Genomic DNA, 12,919 nt, shown 5'->3' with positions numbered 1-12,919 from the left:
TTAATACTATTGAATATATATTTTAATGGAAAACCCTTTAATTACTATATCCTAAAGAAGCTATTATTTTTTTAGCTTAAAGAAATAATAGCTTTTTAATTTTTTATTTATAGGTATTAAGATTAAATACAAGAAAAATAGGCTACTTAGCGATCCTAGGATTAAGGAAGCAAGTAGCCTAACTATATAGCTTTACATGACTAGGTTATTTTATATCATGTAAAGCGTTCTACTAGGTCATGCATGCGTTCTGCTTCTGTATGCAGCTCTGTTGAGGAGTGCATAATGGATGTTACGGCTGATTTTTGCTCATCAATAGAGGCATTGATTTGTTCAGTTGCAGCAGCAGATTGTGTAGCGACACTTGCTATTTCATTAATAGCATTAATGACTACTATACGATTTTCAGCCATTTCTCTCATTCCTTTATCGAGTGAAACAAGATGCTCTGTAATATCTGAAATGGAGTCTGCTAAAAATGTAAAGGCTCCCTTTACTTCAGTAATTGACATTCCTTGATCTTGAGAGAGCTGTAGCGTATGAATCATCTTTTCCTCTGAATTAGCAGCACCAACCTCTATGCGCTGTAATAAGTTTCGAACACGATTTGTAGCTTCATTTGTGTTCTCAGAGAGGTGGCGTACTTCCTCTGCAACGACTGCAAACCCTTTGCCATGCTCACCTGCACGTGCAGCTTCTATGCTTGCGTTTAATGCTAATAAATTTGTTTGCTCAGAAATAGATGTAATGGTTTGTACAACTTGATGAATTTCCTTCATTTGATTTGTTAAGTTTGAAAAGTTTGCCCGTAGCTCCTCAATTACTTGAGTAAATTCATTTGAATTTTGGAGTAGGATATCTACCTTTTGTCTTCCATTTTCTTGTGATTGATTGATAACATTCATATTTTTAGTAATTTCGCTATATTTATCAGTAGCATGTGAGATAAGCTCTGAAAGTGTTTCAACTTTACTAATTGCCATCTCAGCTTCCTCTGCTTGTACAACAGCTCCTTTAGAAATATCGTTGATGGCTTGATGGATTTCTTCAGCAGAGGCTGTTGTTTCCTCAGTAATAGCGCTCAGCATCTCTGAGGACACTCTCATTTGGGATGCACTATCTTTTGTGTTGTTAACCATTTCATGTAGGCTATGCTTCATATTATTAACGTTATTAGCAAGTATTCCTAGCTCGTCTGCCGTTGTAACAGGGATGTCCTCACCTGTAAGCTTACCTTTTGCAATATCCGATGTTGTAACCATAATTTTACGTATATAGGCTGTCATGCGGCCTGAGAAGAACCAAAAGAGAGCCATACCAAGTATTGTGGCAAGAAATGTCATACCAAGTGTGTAATATAAAATTTTTTGAGTGCCAGCATTAAAGTCCATTTCATACGTACCAGCTGCAATAATCCAGCCCCAATGCTCATCCATCGCCACATAGGTAATTTTAGGCGCTACTACTTCAGGGTTAGAGGGGAGGGCCCAGTCATAACGGACATAACCTCCACCAGCCCCTGCCGCATCAATCATTTCCTGTACAAAATAACGTCCATCCTCTGTTTGTAAGTCAATAATATTTTGCCCATCTAAAGATGGATGCGCTTCTACCATACCATTATCTTGAAAAACATAGAAATAGAAGTTGTCACCATATTTTATGGGATTATCAATGGAGCGTTTGTTATCCTCAATTTTTTGCCCGACAATTTGTGTTCGTGCGGCTTCCTGAGCCTCTTCTAATGTTAATGTTCCATTTTGAACTTGAGTATCTAGCTGTTCAATTAATTCAAGCATACCGAGTGTACCGTTTTTAAGACTTTGTCGACCTATTTCATCTATTTCGCCTTTGGAAACAACATAATTAACGATGCCAACTAATACAGTAGCTATTAAAATAACGATAATTGCAAGACTAACAAGCTTAATACGCACTGATTTAATCATAGATAAAACCTCCGTTTCCCTATACTACATACAATATAGTTCTATTATAATATATACTTTTCTAATAAAATAGAAAATTCAGATAATATAATAAGGTATTTTAGTATGCATTATAATGACAGTGGGTATAAAATTTTCAGAGGAACAAAAAACCCAACTAAGAGTAGTAGCTCTTAATTGGGTCTGTGTTTTATTAGTACACCTTATCTCCGTTGAAGATAGAGTTTTTCACAATAACATAATCAACATTTCGAATAGATTCCAGCTTTGTCCCACCTGCATAGGAAATAGATGATTGTAGGTCTTGCTGCATTTCGATTAATGTATCTTGAATACTTCCTTTATGCTCTACATACATTTTTTTGCCCTCAACATTTTTACGCTCGCCTTTTTGGAATTCAGAGGCAGAGCCGAAGTATTCCTTGACAACTTTACCATCGATTTCAATTGTTTCACCAGGTGATTCTTCATGACCTGCAAATAAAGAACCAATCATAACCATTGATGCGCCAAAACGTACAGATTTCGCGATATCTCCATGTGTGCGAATACCACCATCAGCAATAATTGGCTTTGTAGCAGCCTTTGCACACCAGCGTAGAGCAGCAAGCTGCCAGCCACCTGTACCAAAGCCTGTTTTAATTTTTGTAATACATACTTTACCTGGTCCAATACCAACCTTCGTAGCGTCTGCACCAGCATTTTCAAGCTCACGTACTGCTTCTGGTGTACCAACATTACCAGCAATAACAAAGCTGTTTGGCAAGTGCTTTTTAATATGCTGAATCATACGAATAACAGCATTTGAATGACCATGTGCAATATCAATTGTAATAAATTCAGGTACTAAATTTGCATCCGCTAATTCCTCAATAAATGTATATTCTTCCTCTTTTACACCAACACTAATTGATGCGATAAAGCCACGACTTTGCATATCTTGAATAAAGCCTATACGTGTTTCCGGCTGGAAGCGATGCATAATATAAAAGTAACCGTTTTCAGCTAACATTTTAGCAAGGTTTTCATCAATAATTGTTTGCATATTTGCAGGTACTACAGGAAGCTTGAACGTATGCCCTCCTAAAGTAACAGAAGTATCACATTCTGAACGGCTTTCTACGATACATTTTGCGGGAATTAGTTGAATATCCTCATAGTCAAATACATTATCCATTATATACACTCCTAAAATACGAATATTTTTTTTGAATTTATTTAAATTGTTCGCCATTTGGTAATTTACATGATTTTTGAGTAAATGTCAAAGCATTTGTGCAAATAAATAAAATTTTTACAGTAGAAACTAAAAAGCAAGAATATTTTCACTTATAATTTGTGTTATAAGTTATCATCCATGTACAATAAAGATGTTTTAAAATAGCGCAAGGGAGTGTTGGAAATGGCAGTAGATGTTTATTTAATTTTTAATGGTAATTGTCGTGAGGCTGTAGCATTTTATGAAGATGTTTTTCAGACAGAGAAGGCTGAAATGATGACATTTGGCGATTCGCCTCAAAATCCTGATTATCCATTACCTGAGGAAGCAAAAGACCTTGTGATGCATACAAGACTTTCCATTTTCGGTAGTAGGGTAATGTTCTCAGATACATTTCCAGGCTCACCTTTTACAGCAGGGAACAATATTACATTAGCAATTGTTTCCGATGATGAGGAACAGCTGCGACAAGCATTTGATAAACTAAAAGATGGTGGCAAAGTTAAGATGGAGCTTCAAGAAACATTTTGGAGTAAGTGCTATGGCTCATTAACAGATAAATTCGGTATTGAATGGCAATTTGGTCATGAAGTAAATGCATAAAGTGAACCTTCAATCAGTGGGGGTCTTACAGCCTGTACTTGCTGCTTGATGCCTTGCTTTCGTGCAGAAAAGATTTGTCGCTTCGCTTTCGGTACACCCAAAATTATTAATACAGGATAAAATGTGTACAAAAAGGCTGTAGAGAATATTTACGTTCTCTACAGCCTTACTTATTTAATAGTGGAAACGGTCTACGTAGCCTTGTAATTCATCAGCCATGTCGAGTAATGTCTTGGCAGAGGAGGCAATTTCCTGCATGGAAGATAGTGTTTCATCGGTTGATGCAGCTACTTCCTCAGAGGCAGCAGCATTTAGCTTCGCATGGTCAGATAGTTCAATAGCTGTTGCCGAAACTTCCTCAACAACCGCTGATATTTCTTGAGCTGAAGCCGATATATCTTCCATTTTCGGAGCCATCTCTCGCAAGCTGTCGATAATACTTGCAAACTTTTCCTTTGTATCTTCAGATAATTGTAAGCCTTCTTGTACATCAGCCGAAGCCTTTGTCATTGTTTGCACAGATTTTGCTGTATCTTGCTGAATTCCTGAAATCAGCATCGAAATTTGCTCTGCGGATTGGTGGGATTGCTCAGCTAATTTACGTACTTCATCTGCAACAACAGCAAAGCCCTTACCATGCTCGCCAGCACGTGCCGCTTCAATAGCCGCATTTAAAGCAAGAAGATTTGTCTGGTCTGAAATAGCACTAATAATTTCAATAATGGAGCCTATTTCTTTTGTACGATCAAATAGTGATTTAATCATTGTATCTGATTGTGCCACAGAGTCATGAATAGATACCATTTGATTAACGGTTTGCTCAACAGATTGTCCACCTTCTTCTGCTAGCTGAATAGCTTGACTAGATAGGTCTGACACTTGTAGGGCACTATCAGCAACCTCTACAACACCTTTAGCAATCTCCTCGACTGAAATAGCGTTTTGATCAATTCCTGTTGTTTGTTTCTCAGTGCTAACGGCTACCTGTCTCATAGCCTCTGTGACTTGTTCGGATGTAGCAATATTTTGCTCAGCATTTGCTGAAAGCCCCTGTGCAGCAGTTTGGACATGCTGTGAGCTTTGGTCAACATTGCGAATAAGTTTTTTTAAGTTAACCTTCATGGCAACAAATGCCTCGCCAAGCTGTCCAATTTCGTCCTTTGTATGAATATCAATAAACTCTGTTAAATCGCCCTCACTAATTTTTAATGCACTTTGTTGTAAGCTCTTAATTGGATGAACAATTGATTTAATCATATAGAGCATAAAGATAATACCTGCAATAATGGAAATTGTAATAATAATTAAGTTAATACGCAGTGTGGAGATTGCTGCATTTGTAGCCTCCACCGTATACATTGTACCAATAATTTTCCAACCTGTAAGTTCATTTGTAGCAAATTGTAAATGGCGATCGCTTTCAACAACAGTTCCTGCATCTTTTTCAAAAATTTTATCAATATAGCTTTCTGTAGCTTCAGAGCCACTCTCTTTATCCTTTTGGACAATATAATGCTTATTGCTATCGATAATAGAGGCAAAGCCTGTTTTACCAATACGTGTTTCATCCGTTATAGCACTTAAAACAGAAATATTTAAGTCCAAGGCGATAACTCCTGATTCATCAGGAAGTGTCTGCATAACTGTAACAACTATATTATTTGTAGATTTCGATATATATGGAGATGTAATGGAAGTCTGTCCTTTATGATCAAAAGCTTCAGTATACCAAGAGCGAACACGAGGATCATAATCGCTTGCATAGTCATGAACAGGCTCATCAATAATTCGACCATCAGCCGTACCTATATATAGTAGCTCTACTTCTGGATGGGTATTAATATATTCTTGAAAAAGACCTTTTAATTCAGCTCTTTTATCATCTTGCAAATAAGACCCATCTATTTTGCTAGCAAAATACTCAATATCGTGTACTTTTGGAGCAATCATACTTATAATATTTGTATTTAACATACGAACACTGTCAGTTGCACTTGCCTGCTGTTCAGCTAAAATTTGATCTTTGGTACTTTGAAAGGAGATTGTACCAATTAAAATTGTCGGAACAAGCAGTATTACCAAGAAGGCAAAGATAAGCTTCTTTCTTAAACTGATTTGTTTCATAATATGTAGCCCTCCCATAATATTTATGTATTGATTGAACGACTAAAGCGACAACAGCAGGCTGTATGTACTGAAAAATAACTAATTTTTAGTAGTTCAAAGGTTTTAATCTGATTCTAAGAGTAAAATGACTATTAATCAATATAATTTTTCGAAAAATCTGGAAATAAAATTTGCGTTACTCTACTTTTAACAGCATAAAACAATATAAACTGTTAGTGAAAACATGATGATAGATATTCTTATATAATAAATAGGGGAATCGTAAATAAAAGGGAAATAATCGTTTTGGAATGTGCCTATTATAAGTATAAATAAAAAGCTCGAACAATGACGAAGCGCAGATAAACAATGCGTTCGGTCACCTTCTGAACAGAGGTAAAAAGCATTTATCCCCTACCTGCAGGGGAAGGGGACGAATGCTGAACTAAGATAAAAATTTCGTGATCGTTCGAGCTTGTTGTTGAATTTCTGTAGCCTTTAATATTTAAAACGATTTACATACTCCTGTAATTCATCAGCCATATCGAGTAGTGCTTTTGATGATAGCGCCATATCTTGTATGGAGGATAATGTTTGCTCTGATGAGGCGGCTATTTCCTCCGTCGCAGCAGCATTTAACTTCGCATGGTCGGATAGCTCAATCGCTGTTGCGGAAACTTCCTCTACAACTGCGGATATTTCTTGAGTTGAAGCAGATATATCCTCCATTTTAGGTGCGATATTGCGAAGGCTTTCAATAATGTTGTTAAACTTTTGTCTTGTATCCTTTGTTAATTGTAAGCCGTCTTGAACATTTTCTGATGCCATAACCATTGTTTGGACAGATTTTGCTGTATCCTGTTGAATTCCCGAAATCAACATTGAAATTTGCTCTGCGGATTGCTGGGATTGCTCGGCTAATTTGCGTACTTCGTCTGCTACAACAGCAAAGCCTTTGCCATGCTCGCCAGCACGTGCCGCCTCGATAGCTGCATTTAAAGCAAGAAGGTTTGTTTGTTCTGAAATAGCGCTAATCATTTCTAAAATAGAGCCAATTTCCTTTGTACGATCATAGAGTGATTTAATCATTGTGTCTGATTGTGTCACAGAGTCATGGATGGATGCCATTTGTTTAGCGGTTTGTTCGACTGCCTGTCCACCTTGTTCGGCTAATTGGATAGCGTGGCTAGATAGGTCTGAAACTTGCATAGCATTATCAGCAACCTCTACAACCCCTTTGGCAACTTCCTCAATAGAGGTAGCATTTTGCTCAATACTAACTGTCTGTTTTTCTGTACTACTAGCCATTTGCTGTGTTGCCGTAGTAATTTGTTCTGTAGCCGCAATATTTTGCTCTGCATTAGCAGATAAATTTTGTGCTGAGGTTTGAACATGCTGAGAGCTTTGTGTCACATTACGAATTAGCTTTTTCAGGCTAACCTTCATTGAAATAAAGGCCTCGCCAAGCTGCCCGATTTCATCGTTAGAATGGATATCAATAAACGCTGTTAAATCTCCCTCGCTAATTATTAAAGCATTTTGCTTTAATTGATTAATTGGCTTCACAATTGATTTAATCATATAGAGCATAAAGAACAGACCAATAATTATCGAAATACCGATAATTATTAAGTTAATTGTAAATGCTGAAGCAGCCGCTTTCGAAGCTTCATTCGTAAACATTGTTCCGATAATTTTCCAGTCAGTAAGTTCATTTGTTACAAACAGTAAATGACGATCTTTTTCATAAATAGTCCCATTTTCTTGTGCGTAAACTTTTTTGATATAATTTTCTGTTGCCTCTGTACCACTTTCTTTATTCGGCTGAGCAATATAGAGCTGATTGTGATCCAAAAGTGAAGCAAAGCCTGTTTGCCCAATGCTTATATCATTTGTAATGCTATTAAGCATCGATATATTTAGGTCTAGCCCTATCACTCCTGAGCCATCTGGTAAGGCTTGGGTAATTGTAATAACAATATCACCTGTAGATTCCGTAATATATGGAGCTGTAATGGAGACCTTGCCATTGCTATCTAATGCTTGCTTATACCAAGGTCTTGTACGAGGGTCAAAATCATCAGGATACTCTTGAGCAGGTTCGTCTACTAATTTACCATCAGCAAATCCAATATAAACAAGCTCTACTTCTGAATGCATATTGACGTATTCTTGCAATAGTGATTGAAGTTCGGAGATTTTATCCTCTTGTGAATAAGATTGATTAAACTTTTGCGCGAAATATTGAACATCTTGTAGCTTTGGCTCAATGGTATTTGTAATGTTTGTATCCAGCATACGGACACTTTCGCTTGCACTTGCTTGTTGTTCTTCTAGTATCTTCTTTTCAGTGCTTTGATATGAAACTGTTCCAATAAGCAGTGTTGGAACAAGAAGTATCGCTAAAAACGAAAAAATAAGCTTTTTTCTTAAACTAAATTGTTTCATCTGTCGTATCCTCACAATATTATTTTTGTTGTATAATTTTCCGTAGAAAGGAAAGCATAGACAATATGCTTATTTTATCAAAAATAAAATAAATGTTAAGTATTTTATATTAATTATTTACTAGTAATGTTTATTGCTAATCGAAGGTTCGATATACCTATTATAAACGTAAGCAAGTTGCTGTTCTTTATAGTAAGGAGTAGTTGATTGAGGTATACTAATGCTCAAAAGAGGAGGGATGCTGTTATGATTCATCAAATTGGACAGGTAATGCTATATGTCAATAACCAAGATGAAGCAGTTAAGTTTTGGACAGAAAAAGTGGGGTTTGTTGTTGTTGCAGAGCAAGAGGAGACAGGGATGCGTTGGATTGAAATTGCACCAACAAAGGAAGCACAAACATCCTTTGTCTTACACAATAAAGAGCTTATTGCCAAAATGCAGCCAGAGCTAAATTTAGGTACACCTTCTATTATGTTTTACGCTGATCAAATTGAAGAGATGTATCAGGATTTTCAGCAGAAGGGGATTAAAGTGGGCGATTTAGTGATGATGCCAATGGGAAGAGTTTTTAACTTTGCTGATCCTGAAAATAACTACTTTGCCTTGGTTGAAAAATAACAATTTCGTAGAATCTGCTCGACCTTTATCAAAAAAGGTGAGCAGATTTTGTCTTTTATGATAAATCCTCTCCGAATATCCCAACGGTTTGGCGCTCTATAATAAACTCATGACCGTTCCATGCTAAAATATTTTCTACATAGCCTAGTCCATCTGCATGGTATCTACCTGCAATGGCTTGGTATGCTAAAATTTCATACACACCATCTCGATTATAATCTACAGGATATAGCCCGCTAATAGGGTCTACCCAGCCCTCAATAGGCTGTTTTAATGTACCATCTGGATTATAAATTTCCGCTAAATAGTCGGCTCCTTTATATTGTAAATCAATCGTGTATTTTTTAGCAGGACTCCTGCTTTGCACAACAGCCTTGTAGTTGTCTACATAATTAACAGTATATTGAAGCCTATTACTAAAAGACTCTGCATCAAAAATAGAGCGTACTTGGTTACTTACAAAAGAAAATATTTCTCCATTGATAATACCACCGCTACCCCCTGTATCAGAAATAGCCATAATATCCTCAATATGATTGTCTGTAAAATCGCCTAAAAAAATAGTTGGATTGTAGCCCATGCTTTGTTTTAATGGAAGTTGTTCCATCTGCTGTGTTTGCCCATAGAAAATAGCTAATGTCAGGTTGTGCCATAAGGGGCTATCAGGCTGTTTTGTGCCCATTAAAAAAATAGTTTCAAAAAAGCCATCGCCATTAATATCTCCAAATTTTGTTTGAATCACCTGTGGAGTTGAATAAGCAGCGCTATTCATATGTTGTGATGAATGTATAGAATTAGTCATATATCCACCTCTTTCCTTAGTGCTAGCATATGTTGAAAATAAAGCTACGTGCATAAAATTCTAATTCTTATTAAGCTAATCAAAAAACTTGAAATTAACCCATTGACATTTTTTAAGGTGAAACGTATTATAAGTTTCAACGAATCAGAAAATTCAGTACCGATTAAACATAAATACGATAAAAAATTTTTTTACGCTTAATTCATAGTAAGTTTATAAGTTTTATATTGATTTGGTGTAATATTCATGAAGTCATAATTGATATATGGGAAAGAAGGAGATTTAGTTTGAAAAATTTATTTATAAAAACAGAGCGACAACAATTTTTGTTAGAGCAGTTGGCAGCTATTGCAGAGCCAATTAAGGCGGAAGCTGCTGAGGTAGATGAGCAAGCTCGTTTCCCATTTGAAGCACATCGATTACTTTTACAAATTGGCTACCCACAGTTCACTTTACCGAAGGAATATGGAGGAGAGGGGTTATCGGTCTACGAGATGGTGCTTGTGCAAGAAACGCTAGCAAGCTATGACGAGAATGCCTCACTATCACTTGGCTGGACGCTAGGGGTTGTTGGTGAAATATATGAGCAAAAGCTATGGGCAGAGGAGCTATTAACAGCATTCGCTCAAGAAATCAAGAAGGGGGCAATTATCAATAGAGCTGTTAGCGAAGCGGCAACTGGAAGCCCAACACGTGGGGGACGACCAGGAACAAATGCAGTTTCTACAAAGGCTGGCTGGCTGTTGAATGGTCGCAAAATCTTTACAACAGCATCCCCAGTGCTTGATTATTTCCTTACATCTGCTTGGATTGAAGAACAACAGCAAATCGGGTTTTTCCTTATCCATAAAGATGCACAAGGATTATCGATTGAAGAAAATTGGAAAATGTCTGCCATGCGTGGCACAAGTAGCCATGATCTTGTATTACAGGATGTTGTTGTCGCAAAAGAGTTTTTAGTAGAATTACCAAATCATCCTAGTGGCGGCAAAATAAATGGTTGGTTACTACATATTCCTGCAACATATTTAGGGATTGCACAAGCAGCTCGTGACTATGCGCTTCATTTTGCAAACCATTACCAGCCAAATAGCTTAAATGCACCAATTGGTACATTACCAAATGTACAGCAGCTTTTGGGAGATATTGAATTAAAGCTAGATCAGGCTCGATTTGTGCTATATGGAGTAGCAGAGGCTTATGATGACCCAGCAAGACGTGACAAATTAACAAATGAAATGGCAGTTGCTAAACATACCGTTACAAATATAGCGATTGATATTGTTGATAAGGCAATGCGTGTTGTTGGAGCAAAAAGCTTACAGCTAGCAAATCCATTACAGCGCTATTATCGCAATGTGCGGGCTGGGCTTCATAATCCACCGATGGATGATATGACGATTATCAAATTAGCAACGTCTGCGCTTGAGCAGCAAAAATTAAAATATGCCGAGAGTAAGGGGAAATAAGATATGTTAAAACAAAAAAATAAGATTTTTCAATTTGCAGCAATTGGATTGGCTTCTATTGCACTTTTAGCAGGCTGTAATTCAGGAGAAGCATCTGATGATAAAGGTTCAGGTGATGGTGATAAGGTTCGCACAGTTAAGGTGGCATTTGATCAGGCAACAAAGCCAATTAGCTATATTGACGATAATGGCAATCCAACAGGCTATGATGTAGAGGTAATGAAGCTTGTGGATGAATTACTACCTGAGTATGAGTTTGAATATGTTGGGACAACAAGCGATGATTTATTAATCGGGGTAGAGCAAGGTAAATATCAGGTAGGTGTCAAAAATGCATTCTTTACAGAGGAGCGTAAAGAGAAATTTATTTTCCCACAAGAATTTATAGGACTAAGTAGTGCAGGTCTTGTGTTGCGTAAAGAGGATGAAGATGTGAAAACACTAGAGGACTTTGCGACGAAGGGTTATTCGCTAGCTCCGATTGCCGCTAATAATGCACAGTATACAATTATTGATGAGTACAATACAGCGAATCCAGATAATGAAGTAAAGCTAGAGGCTGGTGATGCATTTACAGTCGATGTTGTGCAATGGGTAAATGAGGGGCGTGTTGATGGTGGTGTTATGATTGAAGGTCCATTTAAACAACAGGTTCTTGCAGAAGATGGACCTTACCATAACTTAAAGGATGACGTTGTTTATAATGAATTTGCGGTTATTAAAACATGGCCACTGTTTAATAAAAAGGAGCAAGAATTTGCTGATGCCTACGATAAAGCTATTGCCCAAATTAAAGAGCAAAAGAAAACAAATGACATCAGCACAGAATTTTATGGTCGTGATTTATTTGAAGTATTAGAAAATGTTAATCGTTAGTTGTTGAATATAAAAATTTTAAGAGGCTGCTGGGTCAGTTATAGCTCAGCAGTCTTTATTCATAAAAGTAAAAGTTGGTGAGGGAATGGATAAATATTTTGACGCATCCTATATTTGGAACTCAATTCCAATGTTATTACCGTTTTTAAAGATTACATTTTTAGTAGCAGGGTCTGCAATTATTTTAGGTGTAATATTTGGCATATTATTAGCTGCTGCTAAGCTATCTTCTATTAAGCTACTACAGAAATTAGCCAATTTATATACAACAATTATGCGCTGTACACCATCCATTGTTTTATTATTTTTAGTTTATTATGGTGTTCCTGCATTGGCGGAAAATTTTGGACTAAATCTTCACTCCATTGAAACAGCTATTTTTGTTGTTATCACATTTACATTGCAGTTTGCTGCGATTATGTCAGAGGTGATTCGTTCGGCTTATTTAGCCATTCCAAAGGGACAGTTTGAGGCGGCTGTTAGTGTAGGATTGACACCATTCCAAGCATATCGACGAATTATTTTTCCACAGGCACTTGTTATTGCATTGCCGAACTTTGGCAATGGCATGATTGCTTTATTACAGGAGGGTGCTTTAGCCTATACAATCGGTTTAATTGATATTGTTGGTAAGGCAAATTTAATTATTGCAAGTAATATTAATGCCCATGCATTAGAGGTTTATATTGCTTTAGCAATTGTTTATTGGGTGCTATCCATTATTATTGAAACCCTAATTATTCACACCCAAATACAAAATCCCACAGGAAAGGCGATTTATCGCCTTTCCTGTGGGATTCTCTTTTTCACTAAAAAAATGAAAAAA

The 12,919-nt window shown here is 36.8% G+C and carries 10 protein-coding genes; 5 read left to right on the top strand and 5 right to left on the bottom strand.

Annotated features, from left to right (window positions below):
* Window positions 1-215: 215 nt before the first annotated feature.
* Window positions 216-1,949 (bottom strand): methyl-accepting chemotaxis protein, encoded by a 1,734-nt coding sequence (locus tag ACIQVU_RS17925; protein WP_402896583.1) that lies wholly within the window; start codon window positions 1,947-1,949, stop codon window positions 216-218.
* 193 nt (window positions 1,950-2,142) lie between these two features.
* A complete protein-coding gene (guaC, locus tag ACIQVU_RS17920) occupies window positions 2,143-3,126 on the bottom strand; it encodes a GMP reductase (RefSeq protein WP_340808400.1) in 984 nt (327 codons plus the stop codon).
* Between the two features lie 225 nt (window positions 3,127-3,351).
* Between guaC and ACIQVU_RS17915 the strand changes: the two genes are divergently transcribed.
* On the top strand, window positions 3,352-3,771 hold the full coding sequence (locus ACIQVU_RS17915; protein WP_340808399.1) for a VOC family protein: 420 nt from the start codon (window positions 3,352-3,354) through the stop codon (window positions 3,769-3,771).
* Between the two features lie 174 nt (window positions 3,772-3,945).
* On the opposite strand, the gene ACIQVU_RS17910 is transcribed toward ACIQVU_RS17915, so the two are convergent.
* A complete protein-coding gene (locus ACIQVU_RS17910; RefSeq protein ID WP_402896580.1) occupies window positions 3,946-5,895 on the bottom strand; it encodes a methyl-accepting chemotaxis protein in 1,950 nt (649 codons plus the stop codon).
* A gap of 480 nt (window positions 5,896-6,375) precedes the next feature.
* On the bottom strand, window positions 6,376-8,325 hold the full coding sequence (locus tag ACIQVU_RS17905; protein WP_340808397.1) for a methyl-accepting chemotaxis protein: 1,950 nt from the start codon (window positions 8,323-8,325) through the stop codon (window positions 6,376-6,378).
* 246 nt (window positions 8,326-8,571) lie between these two features.
* On the opposite strand from ACIQVU_RS17905, the gene ACIQVU_RS17900 reads away from it, so the two are divergent.
* A complete protein-coding gene (locus ACIQVU_RS17900; RefSeq protein ID WP_340808396.1) occupies window positions 8,572-8,946 on the top strand; it encodes a VOC family protein in 375 nt (124 codons plus the stop codon).
* Between the two features lie 55 nt (window positions 8,947-9,001).
* On the opposite strand, the gene ACIQVU_RS17895 is transcribed toward ACIQVU_RS17900, so the two are convergent.
* Window positions 9,002-9,748 carry a hypothetical protein gene (locus ACIQVU_RS17895; RefSeq protein WP_340808395.1) on the bottom strand — a complete coding sequence of 249 codons (747 nt, stop codon included), beginning with the start codon at window positions 9,746-9,748 and terminating at the stop codon, window positions 9,002-9,004.
* 287 nt (window positions 9,749-10,035) lie between these two features.
* Here ACIQVU_RS17895 and ACIQVU_RS17890 point away from each other — a divergent pair, with 287 nt between their 5' ends.
* From ACIQVU_RS17890 to ACIQVU_RS17880, 3 genes are all read left to right on the top strand, one after another.
* Window positions 10,036-11,217, top strand: coding sequence for an acyl-CoA dehydrogenase family protein (locus ACIQVU_RS17890; protein ID WP_402896578.1), 1,182 nt, complete (start codon window positions 10,036-10,038; stop codon window positions 11,215-11,217).
* Between the two features lie 3 nt (window positions 11,218-11,220).
* A complete protein-coding gene (locus ACIQVU_RS17885) occupies window positions 11,221-12,093 on the top strand; it encodes a transporter substrate-binding domain-containing protein (RefSeq protein ID WP_340808393.1) in 873 nt (290 codons plus the stop codon).
* Window positions 12,094-12,178: 85 nt separating this feature from the next.
* On the top strand, window positions 12,179-12,919 hold a 741-nt coding region (locus ACIQVU_RS17880), incomplete at its 3' end, for an amino acid ABC transporter permease (RefSeq protein WP_402896576.1).

The sequence above is a fragment of the Lysinibacillus sp. NPDC098008 genome (assembly GCF_044760715.1).
Classification (GTDB): domain Bacteria; phylum Bacillota; class Bacilli; order Bacillales_A; family Planococcaceae; genus Lysinibacillus.
This window is presented reverse-complemented; position numbering and strand designations above follow the sequence as displayed.